The sequence below is a fragment of the Candidatus Schneideria nysicola genome, from assembly GCF_019923565.1.
Taxonomy (GTDB): Bacteria; Pseudomonadota; Gammaproteobacteria; order Enterobacterales; family Enterobacteriaceae; genus Schneideria; species Schneideria nysicola.
On the sequence record NZ_CP074435.1, the window covers coordinates 411,377 to 434,029 of the forward strand.

19 protein-coding genes are annotated in these 22,653 nt (G+C 29.2%); 15 read left to right on the forward strand and 4 right to left on the reverse strand.

All coding sequences use genetic code 11. From position 1 onward, the window contains the following. From KEC37_RS02065 to nfo, 4 genes are all read left to right on the forward strand, one after another. The gene (locus KEC37_RS02065; RefSeq protein ID WP_223139801.1) at positions 1-1,227 is read left to right on the forward strand and encodes a SufS family cysteine desulfurase; all 1,227 of its coding nucleotides are present in this window, start codon (positions 1-3) and stop codon (positions 1,225-1,227) included. An 8-nt stretch (positions 1,228-1,235) separates the two neighbouring features. After that, positions 1,236-1,682, forward strand: coding sequence for a cysteine desulfuration protein SufE (gene sufE / locus KEC37_RS02070; RefSeq protein ID WP_223139504.1), 447 nt, complete (start codon positions 1,236-1,238; stop codon positions 1,680-1,682). A gap of 30 nt (positions 1,683-1,712) precedes the next feature. After that, positions 1,713-2,261 carry a metal-dependent hydrolase gene (locus KEC37_RS02075; RefSeq protein ID WP_223139505.1) on the forward strand — a complete coding sequence of 183 codons (549 nt, stop codon included), beginning with the start codon at positions 1,713-1,715 and terminating at the stop codon, positions 2,259-2,261. Positions 2,262-2,335: 74 nt separating this feature from the next. Then, positions 2,336-3,196 (forward strand): deoxyribonuclease IV, encoded by an 861-nt coding sequence (nfo, locus tag KEC37_RS02080; protein ID WP_223139506.1) that lies wholly within the window; start codon positions 2,336-2,338, stop codon positions 3,194-3,196. Between the two features lie 16 nt (positions 3,197-3,212). Here the strand turns inward: nfo and KEC37_RS02085 are convergent, their stop codons facing one another. Next, on the reverse strand, positions 3,213-3,830 hold the full coding sequence (locus KEC37_RS02085; protein WP_223139507.1) for a Fe-Mn family superoxide dismutase: 618 nt from the start codon (positions 3,828-3,830) through the stop codon (positions 3,213-3,215). A gap of 155 nt (positions 3,831-3,985) precedes the next feature. Here KEC37_RS02085 and KEC37_RS02090 point away from each other — a divergent pair, with 155 nt between their 5' ends. Both KEC37_RS02090 and corA read left to right on the forward strand, forming a co-directional pair. Further along, positions 3,986-6,166: a UvrD-helicase domain-containing protein gene (locus KEC37_RS02090; protein WP_223139508.1), complete on the forward strand. Its 2,181-nt coding sequence runs from the start codon at positions 3,986-3,988 to the stop codon at positions 6,164-6,166. A 101-nt stretch (positions 6,167-6,267) separates the two neighbouring features. Further along, positions 6,268-7,218, forward strand: a complete 951-nt coding sequence (gene corA, locus KEC37_RS02095; protein WP_223139016.1) for a magnesium/cobalt transporter CorA — start codon at positions 6,268-6,270, stop codon at positions 7,216-7,218. On the opposite strand, the gene fumC is transcribed toward corA, so the two are convergent. Continuing rightward, positions 7,213-8,607, reverse strand: coding sequence for a class II fumarate hydratase (fumC, locus tag KEC37_RS02100; protein WP_223139509.1), 1,395 nt, complete (start codon positions 8,605-8,607; stop codon positions 7,213-7,215). The two genes, corA and fumC, sit on opposite strands and share 6 nt — an antisense overlap. A 139-nt stretch (positions 8,608-8,746) precedes the next feature. On the opposite strand from fumC, the gene prlC reads away from it, so the two are divergent. Next, positions 8,747-10,843: an oligopeptidase A gene (gene prlC / locus KEC37_RS02105; protein WP_223139510.1), complete on the forward strand. Its 2,097-nt coding sequence runs from the start codon at positions 8,747-8,749 to the stop codon at positions 10,841-10,843. 8 nt (positions 10,844-10,851) lie between these two features. Here the strand turns inward: prlC and rpmE are convergent, their stop codons facing one another. Next, positions 10,852-11,061, reverse strand: coding sequence for a 50S ribosomal protein L31 (gene rpmE, locus KEC37_RS02110; protein ID WP_223138503.1), 210 nt, complete (start codon positions 11,059-11,061; stop codon positions 10,852-10,854). A gap of 84 nt (positions 11,062-11,145) precedes the next feature. Between rpmE and waaA the strand changes: the two genes are divergently transcribed. The 6 genes from waaA to rpsA all read left to right on the forward strand — a co-directional run bounded on the left by waaA (position 11,146) and on the right by rpsA (position 18,086). After that, positions 11,146-12,417 carry a lipid IV(A) 3-deoxy-D-manno-octulosonic acid transferase gene (waaA, locus tag KEC37_RS02115; protein WP_223139018.1) on the forward strand — a complete coding sequence of 424 codons (1,272 nt, stop codon included), beginning with the start codon at positions 11,146-11,148 and terminating at the stop codon, positions 12,415-12,417. A 67-nt stretch (positions 12,418-12,484) separates the two neighbouring features. Beyond that, entirely contained in the window at positions 12,485-12,967 is a 483-nt protein-coding gene (gene coaD, locus KEC37_RS02120; RefSeq protein WP_223138505.1) for a pantetheine-phosphate adenylyltransferase, read from the forward strand. A gap of 151 nt (positions 12,968-13,118) precedes the next feature. Next, positions 13,119-14,216: a 3-phosphoserine/phosphohydroxythreonine transaminase gene (gene serC / locus KEC37_RS02125; RefSeq protein WP_223139511.1), complete on the forward strand. Its 1,098-nt coding sequence runs from the start codon at positions 13,119-13,121 to the stop codon at positions 14,214-14,216. Between the two features lie 63 nt (positions 14,217-14,279). Further along, a complete protein-coding gene (gene aroA, locus KEC37_RS02130) occupies positions 14,280-15,572 on the forward strand; it encodes a 3-phosphoshikimate 1-carboxyvinyltransferase (protein ID WP_223139802.1) in 1,293 nt (430 codons plus the stop codon). 62 nt (positions 15,573-15,634) lie between these two features. Continuing rightward, positions 15,635-16,321 carry a (d)CMP kinase gene (gene cmk, locus KEC37_RS02135; RefSeq protein WP_223139021.1) on the forward strand — a complete coding sequence of 229 codons (687 nt, stop codon included), beginning with the start codon at positions 15,635-15,637 and terminating at the stop codon, positions 16,319-16,321. 73 nt (positions 16,322-16,394) lie between these two features. Next, positions 16,395-18,086, forward strand: a complete 1,692-nt coding sequence (rpsA, locus tag KEC37_RS02140; RefSeq protein WP_223139512.1) for a 30S ribosomal protein S1 — start codon at positions 16,395-16,397, stop codon at positions 18,084-18,086. A 21-nt stretch (positions 18,087-18,107) separates the two neighbouring features. On the opposite strand, the gene mutS is transcribed toward rpsA, so the two are convergent. Beyond that, positions 18,108-20,696, reverse strand: coding sequence for a DNA mismatch repair protein MutS (mutS, locus tag KEC37_RS02145; RefSeq protein ID WP_223139513.1), 2,589 nt, complete (start codon positions 20,694-20,696; stop codon positions 18,108-18,110). Between the two features lie 138 nt (positions 20,697-20,834). Here mutS and erpA point away from each other — a divergent pair, with 138 nt between their 5' ends. Together erpA and serS are read left to right on the forward strand one after the other, a co-directional pair. Continuing rightward, positions 20,835-21,167, forward strand: a complete 333-nt coding sequence (gene erpA, locus KEC37_RS02150) for an iron-sulfur cluster insertion protein ErpA (RefSeq protein ID WP_223139514.1) — start codon at positions 20,835-20,837, stop codon at positions 21,165-21,167. Between the two features lie 122 nt (positions 21,168-21,289). Next, positions 21,290-22,582: a serine--tRNA ligase gene (gene serS, locus KEC37_RS02155; protein ID WP_223139515.1), complete on the forward strand. Its 1,293-nt coding sequence runs from the start codon at positions 21,290-21,292 to the stop codon at positions 22,580-22,582. Positions 22,583-22,653 lie beyond the last annotated feature (71 nt).

Genomic DNA, 22,653 nt, shown 5'->3' on the forward strand with positions numbered 1-22,653 from the left:
ATCCGTTATCCTATTGACATGATCAGATCCGATTTTCCTATTTTATCAAGAACGATAAATAATTATCCATTAGTTTATCTTGATAATGCGGCCAGTACTCAAAAACCTAATATCGTTATTGATAGTGAAAGTCACTATTATCGTTTTGAATATGCTGCAGTACATAGAGGAATTTATACTCTCAGTAATGAATCTACCTCTCGTATTGAGGAAATACGAAGTAAAGTAGCAAAATTTATTAATGCTGCTTCAATGTATGAAATTATTTTTTGTAAAGGAGCAACAGAAGGAATAAATCTTATTGCTAATAGCTTAGGAAAATATTTTTTACAAGAAGGAGATAATATCCTCTTAACAGAAATGGAACATCATTCGAATATTGTTCCATGGCAGATTTTAGCAAGAGAAAAAAAACTAATACTACGTTTTATTCCTGTGAATTCCAATGGAATGTTAGATTTCTCGACATTCTCTTCTTTAATTGACGAAAAAACGCGTATCTTAGCAATCACGCATTTATCTAATGTATTAGGCGTATTGAATCCTATAAATACTTTAATTAAAGAGATATCACAATCCTATAATAATATATTATTTGTAGTAGATGGTGCACAATATATATCACATTCTCGAATAGATGTACAAAAATTAGGTTGTGATTTTTATGTATTTTCTGGTCATAAAATATATGGTCCTTCTGGAATTGGTATAGTATATGGTAAAAAAAAATTACTGGATAATATGCCTCCCTGGCAAGGAGGAGGTGCTATGATACGTAATGTTAGTTTAAGGGATTATCCTCATTTTACAGAAGCGCCTTGGAAATTTGAAGCAGGTTCTCCTAATACGGCTGGAATAATTGGATTAGGTGCGGCTCTTGATTATATTCAAAAAGTAGGATTAAGTAATATAATAGAATGGGAACAAATACTAATGGAATATCTGTGGGATGCTATCGAAACAATACCAAATATAAAAATTTATGGTCCAAGAGAACGGAAAGGTATTCTTTCTTTTAATATAGCTCAACATCATCCCTATGATGTTGGAATTTTTTTGGATCAATATGGGATTGCAATACGTACTGGACATCATTGTGCGATGCCGTTGATGAATCGTTTCAAAACCTCTAGTATGTGTCGTGTATCATTAGCTTTATATAATACCAAAGAGGATATTGATAAACTTCTTGATGGACTAAGACGAGTTCATCGTTTACTAAGTTAAAAATCAATATGAAAAATTTACCTGATAAAAAAAGATTATTGATTAATTTTTCTATGTGTAAAAATTGGGAAGAGAAGTATCTCTATATTATAGATTTGGGATATCTTTTACCAACATTTCCAGAAAAGATGCGTATTGATCAATACCTAGTTCCTGGTTGTCAAAGTCAAGTTTGGATTGTAGTGTTAATAGAAATTATCCAATATAAACGTGTAGTCCGTTTTTATGGAGATAGCGATGCCTTAATAGTGAAAGGATTAATCGCTATTATATTTATTATCTATAAAGATAAAGATCTCCAAGAAATAGTAAATTTGGATATTCGAGAGATATTAAAATTGCTAGAATTAGATAAATATTTAACATCATTTCGTATACAAGGTATTAATTCTATATTGAATGCAATTCATAATCAAATTACTGTATTAAATAATGGTAATGAAATAAAATTCTGATTGGTAAGAAAAATTATATATTGATTACTTATGACTGCTGAAGGACATATACTTTTTGCTTTATCTTCTGTGATTTTAATAAAAAAAGTAGAAATTATATCTTTTTTATTACAAGAAGATGATTATTGGCATATTATTACAGGTAGTTTATTAAGTGCTTTATTACCGGATATTGATCATCCTAAATCCTTTATAGGTCAACGTTTAAAATATATCTCTACTTTTATTGCTAAAACATTTGGGCACAGGGGTTTCACACATAGTTTATTCATAGTTTTTCTTAGCATTGTGATTTTTAAAATGAGTTTCTCTTCAATTAATACAATCATTCCTTTAGATGTTTTTCATGGCATAGTGATAGGTTATTTGAGTCATATTATAGCCGATATGTTTACTCCATATGGGGTTCAATTATTTTGGCCATATCGAATACGTTTACATATATTATCTATTAGTAATAAAAAAATGGAACGTTTTATATGTGTAATATTACTTTTTTTTGCTTTGTTTTATTCAGAATATATAAGTTTTTTAAAGGAAATAGTCCATATAGTGTCTATCTATTATAAGGAAATATAAAAAAATTTAATATAAAAAAAGAACCAACCGGACTGTTGTTATTCCTTTAAAATAAAAGGACGGAGGATTTTTTTTTGGAAGAGAAATTTATAGGTGCGCATGTTAGTATATCTGGTGGAATATATCAAGCAGTAAATAGGGCATATCAATTACAAGCCACAGCATTTGCTATGTTTACTAACAATCCATTGCGTTGGTTTGCATCGCCACTTCCTTCAGAGGAACTAGATAATTTTAGAAGAAACTGTCAAATATATAATTATTCTTCTGATCAAATTCTAGTTCATAGTAGTTACCTCATTAATCTCGGACACCCTAAAAAATGCGGCTTAGAACAGTCTCGATTAGCTTTGTTTGATGAATTAAAACGTTGTGAAAAACTTGGATTAAGTTTACTTAATATACATCCGGGTAATCATTTACAATCAGATGTAAAACAGTGTTTATTACGTATTGCGGATTCAATCAATATTGCTTTAGAAAAGAGTCAATCTATAACAATAGTGATTGAAAATACAGCTGGACAGGGTACTAATGTAGGATTTTGTTTTGAACATTTAGCCACTATTATTCAACACATAGAGGACAAGAGCCGTATTGGAGTTTGTATTGATACTTGTCATGCGTTTGTTTCAGGTTATGATTTAAGTCATGTAGAATCCTGTCAAAATACTTTTGAAAAATTTGATAATATTATTGGATTAAAGTATTTAAGGGGTCTACATTTGAATGATACTAAATATCATTTAGGTAGTCGAGTAGATAGGCACGAAAATATTGGTATGGGTAAAATAGGTAAAAGAGCTTTTTCATGGATTATATCTGATAAACGTTTTAATAACATTCCCATTATTTTGGAAACGACTAATAAAAATTTATGGATAAAAGAAATATCGTGGTTAAGAAGTCTCAATAAGTCCCCCCATAATAAATAGGGGGACAGAGGGACAATTAAATAATACTTTGTAAACGACTATTCACTTCATCCCAATTAATAATATTCCAAAATGCATCAATATAATCTCTGCGTCTGTTTTGATATTGTAAATAATAAGCATGCTCCCATAAATCTATACCAAGAATTGGGATTCCAGAAGTGCCTGATATATTTTCCCCCATTAATGGATTATCTTGATTGATGGTATGTACTATATTAAGTTGATTATTCTGTTTAACTAACCAAACCCAACCGGAACCAAAAAGAGATAGGGCTGATTGCTGAAACCTATCTTTAAATGATCCTATGTTACCAAAATTATCTTCGATTATCTGTTTGATTTCTCCTTTTAAAGGTACATGCTTCTTTAGACTTTTCCAGAAAAAATTATGATTAATATATCCTCCAACATTATTACGTAAAATTGTTTGGGTAATTAGAGGAAATTTTTCTAATTCTTGAATGATTTTTTCTATTTGAATATTAGAATCATGGAAATCTTTTAATATAGTATTAGCATTATCAATATAAGTTTGATGATGTTTGGTATGATGAATTTCCATTGTTTTTCTATCGATATAAGGTTCTAAATCGCTATAATTATATTCAAGATTAGGTAAAGTTAATGTCATAAATACTTCTCCATATTGGCTTTATAATAAGAGATTTGGATAATAATTTATATATAAAAAAAAGTCCAATAAGATTAAAACTCTTTTTTAATTGTAATAGTTTGTAAAGGAATATATATCTATAAAAATTTTAATTGGAGGATATGAATTAAGAAATGCTATATAAATATGATTTACTTAATGGATTAAATAAAAAACAATATGAAGCAGTTACAACGTCTTGCAATCATGTTTTAGTCTTAGCTGGGGCTGGAAGTGGAAAAACTAGGGTATTAGTTCATCGTATTGCATGGTTATTATTAGAAAAAAAATATTTACCTTCTTCTATTATGGCAATGACCTTTACTAATAAAGCAGCTTCGGAGATACAAAAGCGTATTGCATCTCTTATCGATATTAAAAAAAATAATATGTGGATTGGTACTTTTCATAGTTTAGCTTATCGCATATTACGAATACATTATAAAGAAGCTAATCTATTACAAAATTTCCAAGTAATTGATAATCAAGATCAGATAAAAATTATTAAAAAAATTATTGATTTATTAAAATTAAATAAGAATCAATATTCTGCCGACCAAGTCATAAAATATATATCTAAAAAAAAAGATAGTGGAATCCAGTGTTTTCAAGAAGAAATAATGTTGGAACGTATTTATCATGCTTATCAAAAAGCATGTGAGATTGCGAATCTAGTAGATTTTTCAGATTTATTAATTCGCGTTAATCAATTATGGATAAATAATCCACATATTTTATCTTATTATCAACAAAGATTTGTCAATATTCTAATTGACGAATTTCAAGATACCAATAGGATTCAGTATAATTGGATGTATATCATTGCTAAAAATAATAAAAATAATGTAATGGTTGTCGGAGATGATGATCAATCTATTTACAGTTGGCGTGGTGCACAAATAAGTAATATTATAAATTTTACAAAAGATTTTATTCCTACAAAAATTATTCGACTGGAACAAAATTATCGTTCTACTGGTAATATTTTGAATGCAGCAAATATTTTAATTGCGAAGAATAATACTAGATTTAGAAAAACTCTTTGGACAAACGATGAAAGAGGAGATCCAATTTATATTTATTGCGCATCTAATGAGTTAGATGAAGCAGATTTTATAATAAAATCTATTCATTTCGCATTAAAAAGCAATCTAATCTTATTAGGAGAATGTGCGATTTTATATCGTAATAATGCACAATCACGTCTATTAGAAGAATTCTTAATAAGAATGAAGATACCTTATCTTATTTATGGTAGTCTCCGTTTTTTTGAACGTCAAGAGATTAAAGATATATTAGCTTATTTAAGATTATTAATTAATCGAAATGATGATCTTTCTTATGAAAGAATTATTAATATACCTAATAGAGGTATTGGTCCTCGTACATTAGAAATAATTCGTTGTACTGCGGAGAGAAATAAAATAAATTTGTGGGATTCTAGCTGTCTTCTACTACAAGAGAAACGCTTATCTCCACGTTCTGCTTATGCATTAAATCAATTTATACAATTAATTAATAATTTAGAACAAGAAATTATTCATTTACCATTACCTATCCAAGTTGAAAAAGTAATTCGTGGTTCTGGTTTGTTAACGATGTATGATAGGAACCAAGAAAAGAATCAAAATAGAATAGACAATATTGAAGAGTTAATTACTGCAATAAAACAGTACTATAATCTTTATAAAGATGAAAAAGCACCTAAATTTACTTTACTTCATTCGTATTTAAATACTCTTCTTCTATCAGAACCAGAACAAACAGAAGATCGTCCAAAAGATACCGTCAAACTTATGACTATTCACGCTGCTAAAGGATTAGAGTTTAGTCAAGTATTTATCGTTGGAATGGAAGAAGGTATTTTCCCTAATCGAATGTACTTAGATACAGTAGAAAAATTGGAAGAAGAAAGAAGATTAGCTTATGTAGGAATTACTAGAGCTATAAAAAGATTAACATTTACTTATACTAAATCGCGATATTTATATGGAAAGAAAACTTTCTCTACCCCTTCACGCTTTATTGCGGAATTACCAAAAGAGTGTATAAAAAAAATAAATCATTATTCTGAGATAGATAGAAATAGAGAGAATATAAATCATAAATTTTATAATATTAATAATATTAATAAGAGAAAAATGACATTGACGATTGGACAGTATATCTATCATAAGAAATTCGGGAAAGGTAAAATAATGAAAGTTATTATAGATAATGATAGTATACAAAATCGTATACAAATTGCTTTTAAAAAAGGCTATGATATAAAATGGTTAGTGACCGAATATGCAGACATTGAAATTCTAGAATAAAAAATATTATTATTATAATAGTCAGTTAATAATACATATCCATATGAAAATAAGATATTTTATTATGTATGTATGATATAAATAATATGGACAATAGGAATATGCTTAATGCTTTTCAATTAGATAATAATCATTTGTCTCGACTGGATCCTAATACACAAGGAACGTTATTAAAAGCTATATGGATTGATCTAATCGAACCAGATGATAAAGAAAGAAAAACAATACAAGATGAACTTGGTCAAAACTTAGCTACTTGTTTAGAGTTAGAGGATATTGAAGCTTCTGCTCGTTTCTTTGAAGATAAAGATGGATTACATGTTCATTCTTTCTTTTTTTATGAAGATACAGGAGATCACGCTGGTAATGCTACAGTAGCATTTACTATACGTAATGGTAGACTTTATACTTTACGTGAAAGAGACCTACCTGCATTCCGATTATATCGAATGCGGGCTCGTAATCAACGATTGATTGATGGGAATGCTTATGAGTTACTATTAGATTTATTTGAAACCAAAATTGAACAATTGGCAGATGAAATTGAAAATATTTATAGTGATCTTGAGTCTCTTAGTATTGTCATTATGGATGGTCAACAAGGAGAGAAATATGATGATGCCTTATCTACTCTGGCTTCATTAGAAGATATAGGATGGAAAGTAAGATTATGTTTGATGGATACACAACGAGCATTAAATTTTTTAGTTAGAAAGGCTAGTATTCCTTCTAGACAACTCAAACAAGCAAAGGATATATTAAGAGATATTGAATCATTATTACCTCACAATGAATCTCTATTTCAAAAAGTTAATTTTTTAATGCAAGCAGCAATGGGTTTTATCAATATAGAACAAAATCGTATCATTAGAATTTTCTCCGTAGTATCTGTTGTTTTTTTGCCTCCAACTTTAGTTGCTTCGAGTTATGGAATGAATTTCGAATATATGCCTGAATTAAATTGGTCTTTGGGTTATCCATGTGCAATCATATTAATGATTGCAACCGGCTTAGCACCCTATCTATATTTTAAACGTAAAAAATGGTTATGATTGAATCATATTCTTAGGATTGACCCATTCTTCGAATTGTCTTTCATTAATATAACCAAGTTGTATCGCAGATTCTTTAATAGAGATATCATTGTTATAGGCCATTTTGACAATAGTCGCTACCTTATCGTAACCAAGATGATTATTTAAAATCGTAGCTAACATTAAGGATTCATTAAGTAACTGTTCAATACGTTTATAATTAGGCTCTATACCCATTACACAATATTTATTAAAACTTTTTAAACCGTTCGCTAGAAGGCGTATTGATTGTAAAAAATTATAAATGATTATAGGACGTGAAACATTAAGTTCAAAATTTCCAGATGCACCAGCAATATTTATAACAGTATCGTTTCCTAATATCTGATAACAGATCATCATTAATACTTCGCATTGTGTTGGATTAATTTTTCCTGGCATAATAGAACTACCAGGTTCATTTGCAGGTATTTTTATTTCACCGATACCACAACGAGGACCAGATGCAAGCCATCTAATGTCATTGGCAATTTTTATTATAGATGTAGCCAAACTTTTTAAAGAACCATGACTATAAACTAAAGCATCACAAGTAGACAAGGCTTCAAATTTATTTTTAGCTGGAATAAAAGGATGTCCAGTAAGTTCAGCTAAATTTTTTGATACCTCAACAGCAAATTCTGTATGAGTATTTATACCGGTTCCTACAGCCGTCCCACCTATTGCTAATTCATAAAGATAAGGAATCGTATTATTTATATGAGATAATCCGTTTTCTAACATTTGTACCCAACCAGAAATTTCTTGACCTAATGTAAGAGGTAATGCATCTTGTAGATGGGTACGTCCAATCTTTATAATATCCTTAAAAGATTTTGATTTAATTTCTAATGTGTTTTTTATATTTTTAATTTTAGGAAGGAGTACTTCCTTAATAGAAGTTACTGCTGCCATATGCATGGCAGTTGGAAAAACATCATTAGAACTTTGACCTTTGTTAACGTCATCATTAGGATGTATTAATCTATGTTTACCACGTATTCCTCCGAGTAATTCACTGGCAATATTAGCTAAGACCTCATTCATATTCATATGAGTTTGAGTACCTGATCCTGATTGCCAAATTGTTAATATAAATTCCTTATTATATTTTTCTTCTAATATTTGATCTGCAGCTAAACTGATAGCATTAGCACATTCGGAGGATAATAATCCTAATTTTTTATTGACTTGTGCTGCAACACGTTTTATTTGAGCTAAAGCTTTAATAATTTCTAATGGCATTATCTCTTCATTAGAAATTTGAAAATGTTTTAAAGCACGTTGTGTTTGTGCTCCCCATAGTCTATCATTAGGAATATTAATTACTCCTAAAGTATCTTTTTCTAAACGTGTGCTCATTAACATCAATCCTTTTCAAATTCAAATTATAAAGAAGACTATTAACTTAACATTATTACATTTTTTTACAAGAAAATTTATAATTTTCTATTTTAAAATAAATATTATATGTAATAAGATTCTTATATCAAATAGGATAAAAATTATGCCAAATCTATTACCTACTCAATGCAATTTACCTTTGAAACTACCCTGTTTTTCTAAAATTTCTTATAAAGATATTGTGAACATAGTAAAACAAGCAATAGATCATTGTTATAAAACTGTAGAAGAAGTTACTTCAAATAATAAGAATTTTACGTGGGAGAATCTTTGTCAACCTATTAGTGAATCTAATAATGATTTAAATTATATTTGGTCCTTTATTAATCATATGAATGCAGTAAAAAATAGTCCAGATTTACGTAAAGCTTATGAGGAAAGTTTATTACTATTATCTGAATATACTACTTGGATTAGTCATCATAATGGATTATATCAATCTTATTGTATTTTACAAAAAAATGTGGATATTTTTAATAAATTAAATGTAGCTCAAAAGAAATTAATTACAAATATAATAAGAGATTTTGAACTTTCTGGAACTAATCTATCAAAATCGCAAAAAAATTCTTATAAAAGAATAGTAACTCGATTATCAGAGTTATCTTTTATGTATAGTAACAATGTATTAGATTCTACTATGGGATGGAATAAATTAATTACTAATAGAAAAGAACTTGCAGGCTTACCAAAAAGTACTTTATCTCTAGCATATAATACTGCTATACGATATAATAAGAAAGGTTGGTTAATTACACTAGATACCCCTATCTATCTATCTATTCTTACTTATTGTGAAAATAGTTCTCTTCGAGAAGAAATATATTATGCCTATAATACCCGCGCTTCAGATCAAGGTCCAAATGCTGGTAGATGGGATAATGGACCATTGATTAATGAAATTATTTCTCTACGTTATGAAATAGCTCAATTACTAGGTTTTAATAGTTATGCAGATAAATCATTAGTAACAAAAATGGCATGTGATAAAAATCATGTCATCAATTTTCTTCTAAATTTAATTAAACATACAAAAGATAAAGGGAAAAAAGAATTTTTACAATTATGTACATTTGTTAAAAATTATTTTAATTGTGATCTAATTCATCCTTGGGATATAGCTTTTTATAGTGAGAAACAAAAGCAACATTATTTTGCTATTAATGATGAACAATTTCGACCATTTTTCCCAGAAAAAAAAGTATTAAGTGGTTTGTTTAAAATTACTCAACTTCTTTATTGTATTTCTATAAAAGAAAGAAAAGAAGTAGATAGATGGGATCCAGATGTAAGATTTTTTGAAATATTTGATAAAAATGGACAATTGCGAGGAGGTTTTTACTTAGATTTATATGCAAGAATGAATAAAAGAGATGGGGCTTGGATGGAAAGCTGTACCGATATGTTTATAAAATCTGATGGAACATTACAAAAGCCCGTTGCTTATTTAGTTTGTAATTTTAATCCTCCTATTGAGAATAAGAAAACAGCATTATTCACTCATAGTGAAGTTATTACTTTATTCCATGAATTTGGACATGGATTACATCACATAATGACCTCAATTGATATATTGGGTATATCAGGAACGGATGGGATCCCCTGGGATGCAATTGAAATATCTAGTCAATTCATGGAAAATTTTTGTTGGACAGAACAAGCATTGTCTTTGATTTCTGGTCATTATAAAGATGATTCGCCTATCCCTTCATCTTTATTAAAACAACTTTTATATACAAGAACTTATCAATCATCCTTATTTCTTTTAAGACAGTTAGAACTTAGTTTATTTGATTTTCGATTACATTGTCAAAATAATTTACAAGATAATTATTACTTAAAATTACTAGAAAGTGTAAAAAAAGAAGTATCAGTTTTACCTACTGTAGAATGGAGTCGATTTCCTAATACATTTAGTCATATTTTTTCAGGTGGTTATGCTGCAGGCTATTATAGTTATTTATGGTCTAATGTTTTATCTTCTGATGCTTGGTCTTTATTTGAAGAAAAAGGAATTTTTAATCCGGATGTTGGACAATCTTTTCTAGATAATATTCTATCCTGTGGTGGATCAGAAGATCCCTCAGTATTATTTTATCGTTTTAGAGGTCGTGATCCTAATATAAATGCAATGTTACGCCATTATAATATTATCGAAAATGATAATATAGAAGAAAATATTAAATTAGATAAATTCTAAATATTTTCTTAGTTAATTATTTTTTTAAATCTTTCATTAAAAAGATTTACACGGCCTTTATTATCAACTAAACGTTGTTTCCCTGTATAAAAGGGATGACATATATTACATATATCCAAATTTAAATTTTGAGATAATGTAGAAAAAATTGGAATGGTATTGCCACAAGAACAAGTTGCGATGACTTGATTATAATTAGGATGAATATTTTTTTTCATGATACTCCTCAAGAGATAAATTTCAAATTATGTTTGATTTACTAATATATTTCCATAATAGAAAAGAGATTATATTATAATAATATGATGATAATATACAATATTATTCTATATTTATTACAACCTTTAATACTTATTAGATTGTTATGGCGTAGTAGAAAAAACTTATCTTTCTCATATTGGAATCGTTTGTCTGAACGTTATGGATTCTGTTCAGGAAAAGTAAAATCCAATGGAATTATGATACATGCTGTATCAGTAGGGGAAACTCTCATGATAATTTCATTTATTCATGCTTTACGTAATCGTTATCCTACTTTACCTATTACAATCACAACAAGTACTCTTACGGCTTCTGAGCAAGTTCAAAAAAAAATTCATACAGAAATCAGTCATGTATATTTACCTTATGATTTACCTGGATCAATAAATCGTTTTTTAAATCAGGTTAATCCAAAATTGGTAGTGATTATGGAGACCGAAATTTGGCCGAATCTGATTAAAATATTACATAATCGAAAAATACCTATTATTATAGCTAATGCACGTCTATCTAATCGTTCTATTATTGGTTACAAAAAAATTTATAAATTTATAAAATCAATTCTTCATGATATCACTCTTATTGTTGCACAAGATGAAACACATAGTAAAAGATTTATTGAAATAGGAGCCAAAAGCAATCAATTAAAAGTCATTGGTAATCTTAAATTTGAAGTCAATCTTTCCTCTGAATTAAAGTTAAATATAGAAAATTTAAGAAAAAAATGGATATCAAATAGACCAATATGGATTGCCTCTAGTACACATACAGGAGAAGAAAGAATACTCTTATCTGCACATTCTAGATTATTAAATGATTTCCCTGATTTATTATTGATTTTAGTTCCTCGTCATCCGGAACGTTTTCTCTTAGTAGAAAAAATTGTTAAACAATCACATCTACAATATATTCTATGGAGTAAGAATATTATTCCATTGCTTGATACAAAAGTTCTAATAGGAGATACAATAGGGGACCTGATATTACTATATGGAATGGCAGATATAGCCTTTATAGGTGGAAGTATGGTCCAATGTGGTGGACATAATCCACTAGAAGCTGTCATACATTCTCTGCCTATTTTAATGGGACCATATATTGAAAATTTTGAATATATTTGTAATAGTTTACAAAAAGAGGGAGTATTAATTATTGTTAATAATGAATCGATGTTAGTTCAACATATTAAAACACTCTTAATCAATACGAATTATAGAAAAAAATGTGGTCAAATTGGTTTCAATTTTTTATTGAAACATCAGGGAGTCACACAACGTTTACTACATATATTAGAAAAATATATATCTACCTAAATATATTTAAAGTTAAAAATTATTGTATTTCAGATTAAAAATGATTATTTTTAAGGAATGATCTGCTATGGTAAAAAAAGTAATTTATCCTGGTACTTTTGATCCACTGACAAATGGCCATTTAGATTTAATAATGCGTGCTGCTAAAATTTTTAGTGAAATAGTTTTGGCTATTGCTGCTAATCCAAGTAAACATCCACTATTTAATCTTGAAGAAAGAGTAAAATTAGCAACTCAAGCTACTCAACATCTGAGTAATGTTACGGTAATGGGATTTAGTGATTTATTAGTAGATTTTGCTCGTAGACAACATACTAATCTCTTAATACGTGGAATAAGAATATCCTCAGATTTTGAATCTGAAATGCAATTAATGAGAATCAATTGTCATTTAATGCCCAATCTAGAAAATATATTTCTATTTTCGAATGAATCCTTGTCCTATCTCTCTTCTTCATTAATTAAAGAAGTAGCGTTACATGGTGGAAATGTTCAATCTTTTCTACCTCCTAATATAGCTAAAGCAGTGATGGATAGATTATATCCCTAATTTTTTATTTCTACTTTTTTTTCATAAGAAAGAAGATATATTATTTATTAGTTAATATTCCAGATCCAGATAGTTCATTTATAATACAATTGAAATATTTTATTTTTCTTTGTGTTCACATAAATTTTTCACACATAAAAGAGTGAGACAGATGAATCGTATTTTTAATTTTAGTGCTGGACCGGCAGCTATACCAATACAAGTATTACAAAAAGTACAGAAAGAACTATGTAATTGGCATAATTTAGGTGTATCAATAATGGAAATTAGCCATCGTAGTAAAGAATTTTTACAAATAGCACAAGAATCGGAAAGTGATTTACGTGAATTATTAAATGTACCTGATAATTATAAAATATTATTCTGTCAGGGAGGAGCTCGTGCTCAATTTGCAGCTGTTCCAATGAATTTAATAACTAATAATGAAAAAAATAATGTAGAGTATATTATTAGTGGTTATTGGTCACGTTGTGCAGCACAAGAAGCACAAAAATACTGTGATCCCAAAATTATTGATGTCTTAGTTCAAGATGATACTATGTTAGGCATTAAATCCATGAAAAAATGGCCAATTTCGACCAATAGTACGTATGTACACTATTGTCCAAATGAAACAATAGAGGGTTTAGCTATACATGATTTACCTATATTTGATACAAAAAATACAGTAGTAGTAGCCGATTGTTCCTCTATGATTCTTTCAGCTCCTTTAGATATTAGTCGTTTTGGTATAATTTATGCGGGTGCTCAAAAAAATATTGGTCCTGCTGGATTAACAGTATTAATTATTCGTGAAGATTTATTAGGATTAGCAAGGAAAGAAATTCCATCTGTTTTAAATTATCAATTATTATATGAATATTCTTCTATGTTTAATACCCCACCAACTTTTGCTTGGTATCTGGCAGGATTAGTATTTAAATGGCTAAAATCTGAGGGAGGTTTATTAGAAATAAGTAAACGTAATCAGGCTAAAGCAAAATTATTATATCAAACTATCGATAATAGTGAATGTTATTCTAATAATATTAATCCATTAAACAGATCTTATATGAATATTCCATTTAAAATAATTAATAAAAAATTAGAGGAGATGTTTTTTCAAGAATCACTTAATGCCGGATTATATGCATTAAAAGGTCATAAAATATTAGGAGGGGTACGTGCATCTTTATACAATGCCGTTACTTTGGAAGGAGTACAAGCCTTAGTAGATTTTATGAAATATTTTGAACGTCGTTATGGTTAATATCTTACTTTATAAAGTAAAATAAAATTAGTAATATCATGAATGGAGGATAGAGCAGCTAGTATGCAAAAATTTATTACTTTACAACCTATAAATAAAGTAAATGGAACGTTAACGTTACCGGGATCCAAAAGTCTTTCTAATCGTGTTTTATTGTTATCAGCACAATCTAGTGGAACGACACGCATTTATAATTTACTTGATAGTGATGATGTGCGTTATATGCTAGAAGCTCTCAAAAAACTTGGAATAATATATCGTTTTTACAATAACGGTAAGATTTGTGAAATAGATGGAATAGGTAGATCACTCTATTGTAATAGTAAATTAACATTATTTCTTGGTAATGCAGGTACTGCACTGCGTCCTTTAACTGCTGCATTATCTTTATATGCTAAAGATATTATTCTTACCGGTGAGAAAAGGATGACAGAAAGACCGATTGGAGATTTAATAGATGCCTTAAAACAAGGTGGTGCAAAAATTGATTATTTATCAAAAATTAACTATCCTCCTATTCGTATAAGAGGAGGGTATGTAGGTGGACATATTACTATTAATGGTGAATTATCAAGTCAGTTTATTACCGCATTATTAATGATGGCACCTCTCGCTCCTGAAGATAGTACAATTCATATTGTAGGAAATCTTGTATCTAAACCGTATATTACTATTACTATAGCATTAATGAAAAATTTTGGTATTGAAGTACAACATGATGATACGTACCAAAATTTTTATATAAAAGGTGCTACTCAGTATCGTAGTCCTGGAGAGTATTTTATTGAAGGAGATGCTTCAAGCGCCTCATATTTTCTTGCAGCAGCTGCTATCCGTGGAGGAACAGTACGTGTAAAAGGGATTACAAAAAATAGTATACAAGGCGATATTTATTTTGCGAATGTATTAGAAAAAATGGGAGCTATTATTAAATGGGGAGAAAATTTTATAGAGTGTACTCGAGGGAGCTTACAATCTATTGATATGGATATGAATGCAATTCCGGATTCAGCGATGACGATCGCTATAGTTGCGTTATTTGCTACCGGTGAAAGTACAACATTACGTAATATCTATAATTGGAGAATAAAAGAAACGGATCGGTTAAGAGCAATGTCCATTGAATTAAGAAAAATTGGTGCGTCAGTAACTGAAGGAAAAGATTTTATTACTGTAAAACCTCCTACAATATTTATTCCTGCTACAATTCACACCTATAATGATCATAGAATAGCTATGTGTTTTTCTTTATTAGCTCTAGCTAATATTCCAATAACAATTGAGAATCCAGCATGTACTAATAAAACTTTTCCTAATTTTTTTAAACAATTAGCGAATATTTCATTTTTCAAATAAAAATTATCGATTCTATATAAATTTAGAATCTTTCTTCTAAAGGAGAAAAGAAGGAGAGAATAATGATAAGTAACGTTCCAGTAGTTACTATAGATGGACCAAGTGGATCAGGAAAGGGAACATTATGTAAAGCTCTTGCCAATATACTTAAATGGCATTCACTAGATTCTGGAGCTATGTATAGAGTATTAGCCTTATCATTATTACGTCACCGTTTTACTTTGGATATTAATGAAGAAAATTTAGTTCAGCTAGCTTCCCAGTTAGAAGTACGTTTTATAGTCAATAAAGAAAAATTGGATATAATATTAAATGGTGAAAATGTAAATTTATCTATTCGCAATGAAATTGTTGGAAATATTGCGTCTAGAATTGCTGTCTTCCCTAGAGTACGTAATGTACTATTATATCAACAACGTGCATTTCGTCTTCCTCCTGGTCTAATTGCGGATGGTCGTGATACTGGAACGACCGTCTTTCCCGATGCTCCCGTAAAAATATTTCTCTATGCATCTTCAGAAGAAAGAGCAAATCGTCGTATGCGACAGTTGCAAAAATTAGGTTTTAGTGTTAATCTTCAATCTCTCTTATCTAAAATACAGGAAAGAGATAAGAGAGATTGTAATCGTAATATAGCACCGTTGATTCCAGCTTATGGTGCATTTATACTCGATTCTACATATTTGAGTATAGATAACGTAATAAAAGTAGTATTAAAACATATTAAATATGTTTTAGGATATTTGTAAATACTAGAAATGACACTGATATTTCCTTATGGAAATAATTTTATTTTAATTTTAAACATGCAGATTATTAAATATGACAGAATCGTTTTCTCAGCTTTTTGAAGCTTCATTAAAAGAAATAGAAACTCGTCCGGGTTCTATTATTCGAGGTACTATTATTTCTATAGCAAAAGATCTAGTTTTAGTTGATGCTGGATTAAAGTCTGAAGCAACTATTCCTATCGATCAATTTTATAATGATAAAGGTGAATTAGAAATTCAGGTTGGGGATCAAGTCGATGTTGCACTCGATGCTATAGAAGGTGGATTTGGTGAAACCTTATTATCTCGTGACAAAGTTAAACGTCATGAAATGTGGATTAATCTCGAGAGAGCTTATGAGAAATCCGAAAAAGTTATTGGTAAAATTAATGGGAAGGTTAAAGGAGGATTTACTGTTGATTTAAATGGAATACGTGCTTTTTTACCTGGATCTTTAGTAGATATTCGTCCAATACGTGATACTTTTCATTTAGAAAATAAAGATCTTGAATTTAAACTAATTAAATTAGATCAAAAGCGTAATAATATTGTTGTATCTCGTCGTGCTATTATTGAATCTGAAAATAATCAGGAACGTGATCAATTAATTGATAAATTAAAAGAAGGTACAAAAATTAATGGTATTGTTAAAAATTTAACTGACTATGGTGCCTTTGTAGATTTAGGTGGTATTGATGGCTTACTACATATAACTGATATGACATGGAAGCGTATTAAGCATCCTAGTGAAATTGTTAATGTTGGAGATGAAATTTGTGTAAGGGTTCTAAAATTTGATAAAGAACGTGTGCGTGTTTCATTAGGGCTCAAACAACTCCACGAAGATCCATGGTTTTCTATAAAAAAACGTTATAAATCCAATATGCGTTTAAGTGGTCGTGTAACCAATTTAACTGACTATGGTTGTTTTGTGGAAATAGAAGAAGGGATAGAGGGACTGGTGCATGTCTCGGAGATGGACTGGACAAATAAAAATATTCATCCATCTAAAGTAGTAAGTGTAGGTAATATTGTAGAAGTAATGATTCTAGACATTGATGAAGAAAGACGTCGTATTTCTTTAGGTATTAAACAATGTAGAAATAATCCTTGGCAACAATTTGCTAAAAATTATAATAAAGGTGACCATGTTATAGGACAAATTAAATCTATTACTGATTTTGGTCTATTTATTGGATTAGAAGGAGGGATTGATGGTCTAGTACATCTCTCGGATATATCCTGGAATATCCCAGGAGAGGAAGCTGCACGTACTTATAAAAAAGGTGATGAAATTGAAACGATGGTATTACAAGTTGATATAGAAAGAGAACGTATTTCTTTAGGTATTAAACAATTGGTTGAAGATCCTTTTAATCATTATATTTCAAGCAATAAGAAAGGTTCAGTCATATGTGGAAAAGTCACTGCTTTTGATCCTGATAAAAAAGAAATTGTAGTAGAATTAGCATATGGGATAGAAGGAAGAATCCCCCAATCGGAATTAGAACGCTTCCTTCCTAAGGAAGAGCAACTATCCTATCAAAATTATTTAAAAATAGGTGATAATATAGATGTCAAATTGTCTGGTGTAGATAGGAAAAATCGCTTGATAAATTTATCCCTAATTCAGGAAAAAGAAATAGAAAATAATAAAAACGATCAAACAAAAAATAAATTTCAAGAAGAAAAGAATTTTTATAATGTTATGACAGAAGCTTTTAAAGCCGCAACCAAGGAATAGAAAAGAAGGAAGAGATCATTATTATTTTTGTATTTTGTTATTAATCCTTTTTTTTAAAAAATATAACCAATTAAGTGCTTTATGAGGGGTAAAATTATCCAGATCTAAACGATCGATTAAATTTATAATCGATTTTTCCATAGATTTTTGATAGAAGAGATGATAATGATGTTGACTACTTCTATTTTCTTCATATAAAGTATTTTTTTTAGCTAATTCATAAGATTTTTTTCTTGCTCTTTCTATGACATTAGCAGGAACACCAGCTAGAGCTGCCACTGCTAATCCATAACTATTGTCAATAGCACCATCTTTAACATTATACATAAAAATTAGAGATTGGTTATGTTCTAATGCATTTAAATGTACATTTTTTATTAGTGGATGTTTATTTTGAAGTTGCGTAAGTTCAAAGTAATGTGTAGAAAAGAGAGTCATAGATTGACGTTGAATTAACTCTTCTGCACAAGACCATGCCAAGGATAACCCATCATGAGTAGAGGTACCTCTACCAATTTCATCCATTAAAATAAGACTATCTTTAGTAGCATTATTCAAAATATTAGCGGTTTCAGTCATCTCGACCATAAAAGTAGAACGTCCAGAAGATAAGTCATCAGATGCACCTATACGAGTAAAAATTTGATCGATAGGACCTATAATAGCTTCATTGGCTGGGACAAAACTTCCTATATAACTTAATAATACGATTAATGCATTTTGACGCATATAGGTACTTTTGCCTCCCATATTAGGTCCAGTAATCATTAGCATTCTTTCTTTTTGTGATAAATTTAATGAATTAGGTATAAATGTTTGATTTTTTATTTTTTGTTCTATAACGGGGTGACGACCAGCTATAATTTTTATACCTGTCTCTTTGCTAATATTAGGACAAACATAGTTTAAAGATATAGCACGTTCCGCTAAATTACTTAATACATCTAGTTCTGCTAATGAACGTGCACTTCTTTGAAGTGCACCTAAGTATGGAATAAAAAAATCAAATAATCCATTATATAGTTCTTTTTCAAGAGAAAGGATTTTATCTTGTGCAAGTAGTACGTTTTTTTCATATTCCTTCAATTCTGGAATAGTATAGCGTTCAAAGTTTTTTAATGTTTGCTTACGTATATAGTAATTTGGGATCAAATGATTATGACTGCGATGAATTTGTATATAATATCCATGTACTCTATTATATGTAATTTTTAAAGTATCTATCCCCGTATTTTTGCGCTCTTTCTTTTCTAAATCGTGTAGATAAGATGTACAATCTCTAGATATAGTACGCCATTTATCCAGTTCATTATTATAGCCCGATGCAATTACTCCGCCTTCACGTAATACAGCTGGTGGAAATTCTACAATAGCTCTTTCTAAGAGCTGATATAACGATTCAAAATATCCAATATGATATACTATATTTTTCAGATGTGTTTCAGAATAGTTTTTGAACAATTCTTGAATAAGAGGAAATTGTTTCAAGGCATAACGCATACGCGTAAAATCACGTGGTCTTGCTGATTTTAGTGCAATACGAGAAGATATACGTTCTAAATCCTGTATTTTCGTCAATATTTTTCTTATTTTGATGAATGTTTCTTGTAGTATCACTATACTCCTTTGACGATGTATTAACATACATCTATTACGAATAGGAGTATGTATCCAACGTTTTAACATACGACTTCCCATGGGAGTTATAGTACGATCAAGAATATCTAATAATGTATTTTGGGTTCCTCCCTGTAAATTTTTAGTTAATTCTAAATTTTTCTGAGTAGTAGCATTCATTACTATTATATTTTTTTTATTTTCTAAAGATATTGATGAAATATGGGGTAATGAAATACATTGAGTATCCTTAACATATTGTAATAGGCATCCAGCAGCACATAATGCTATCTTTGCTTTTTCAACACCGAAACCATGTAAGTTATTTGTATTAAATTGCCTATTTAATTGTTTATATGCTGTACTCAAATCAAATTCCCATATTGGTCGATAACGTATATTTCGATAATTCTCTAAGAAGGTAAACTTTCGTATTGTTTCGGGATAAAGAATTTCAGCAGGATTAGTGCGTTGCAATTCTGCAACCATATTATCTTGATTATCTATTTCTGATATAATAAAACGACCAGATGAGACATCTAATGTTGCATATCCAAATTTTTCTTTTTCATACCATATAGCAGCCAGAAGATTATCTTGTTTTTCATCCATTAATGCTTCATCGCTTAAAGTTCCAGGAGTGACAATACGTACTACACGTCTTTCTATTAAACTTCCTGCTTTCTTTGAATCTCCTATTTGTTCACAAATAGCTATTGATTCCCCTAACGCAACTAATTTTGCTAAATAATTATCTAGTGCATGATAGGGTATACCAGCCATAGGAATTGGTTTCCCATCATATATTCCTCTTTTAGTTAGAGTAATATTAATTAAATTAGAAATTTTTTTTGCATCTTCATAAAAAAGTTCATAGAAATCTCCCATACGATAAAATAAAAGCATATCGGAATACTTTTTTTTAAGTTGTATGTATTGTTGCATACTAGGAGTAGGAGTGTTTATTTTCTTGTCTTTAAGATATGGTTTCATTTTGTATTAAAAATAGAATGTGATTAACTCTATTATATAGTATTTAAAAAATACTATCATTACATTAAAAAAATTTAATATAATTAAATTTCTTAGATATAAAAAATATTATAGGGAAAATAATATTGGATAAATTTTATGAAAAAGATCTTCCAAATTACCGATACTGCAGCAAAGAGAATTCATGATATTATTCAAAGTGAAAAAAAATCTGAAATGAAATTGCGTATATATATTATAGGAGGAGGGTGTAGTGGATTTCAATATAGATTTATGTTAGATAAGACTATAAATGAAGGTGACTATATTTTTGAAGAAAAAGGAGTATTTTTGATCATCGATCCAATGAGTTTTCAATATCTTATTGGTGGATTAATAGATTATAAGGAGGAACTAGAGGGATCACGATTTATTATTAAAAATCCTAATGCACAACATACATGTAGTTGTGGTTTATCCTTTAGTGTATAGTGATTATTATCATCATAGTAAATTGATTCATGATATAATCAATTGCTATATTTAGAACGCTGCTCTTAGACATTCCATAAAAAACTTATTATATTGGTAACGAATGGAGAATGGAAATTCATATGATTGATCCTAATTTATTACGTTATGAATTAGAAACGACTGCTAAAAAATTGCAACGAAGACAATATCAATTAGATATTGAAAATATTAAAAAAAAAGAAGCCAGTAGAAAACAATTACAAAAAGAAAATGACAGTTTAAGAGAACAACGTAATAGTTGGTCTAAAGAGAGCGGTTATGCTAAAATTAGAGGAGAAAATATCGATTTTTTTCGTTCAAAGATGAATCAAATTAATCATAATTTAGATCAAGTTAAATTACAACTTGCTATGCTACGAGAAACAATTCAAAATGATTTAATGTCGATACCTAATATTCCAGATGATAGTATACCGGATGGATTACATAAAAATAATAATAAAGAAGTATTAAGATGGGGAAAGATCAAACAATATAATTTTCTTTTACGAGATCATACCTCATTAGGAAAAATGATGGGATATGAATTAAATTTTTCAGTTGCTTCCAAAATTGCTGGTTCTCGTTTTGTAGTAATGTGTGGAGATCTTGCAAAGATACACCGTGCATTAATACAATTTATGTTAGATTTGCATGTTGAAAAACATGGATATAAAGAATACTATTTACCTTATTTAGTTAATCAAACATCATTATATGGGACAGGACAATTACCTAAATTTGAGGATGAACTTTTTCATATTATCAATGAGAAAAAAAATAATCGTTATACCCTTATACCCACAGCAGAAGTACCCTTAATAAATTTAATTCGAAATGAGATAATAGAAGAAAAAATGTTACCATTAAAAATGGTTGCTCATACCCCATGTTTTCGTGCTGAAGCTGGAGCATATGGGAAAGATACCCGTGGCTTAATACGTATGCATCAATTTGATAAAGTCGAATTAGTACAAATAGTCCAACCTCAAAAATCCATGGAAGCCTTAGAAGCTATTACACTTCATGCTGAAAAAGTTCTACAGTTACTTGATTTACCGTATCGTAAAATATTGTTATGTGCTGGAGAATTAAGTTTTGCTTCATGTAAAACATATGATCTAGAGGTTTGGTTTCCTTATGAAAAAAGGTATTATGAAGTCTCTTCATGTTCTAATGTATCAGATTTTCAATCACGTCGTATTCATGCCCGATATCGTATAAAAGGAAATAAAAAATTATATCTATTACATACTTTAAATGGATCTGGTCTTGCCGTAGGACGTACATTAGCAGCAATATTAGAAAATTACCAATTACCAGATGGAGGGATTGAAATACCCAAAGTGCTTAAACCTTATATGAAGAACTTAAAAAAGTTATATTATAACTAATGTAATTTAGTTTATTTTATAAATTTTAATAGTGGTATACTTTTGATTAGTTTGCTTTAAATGTTAATATT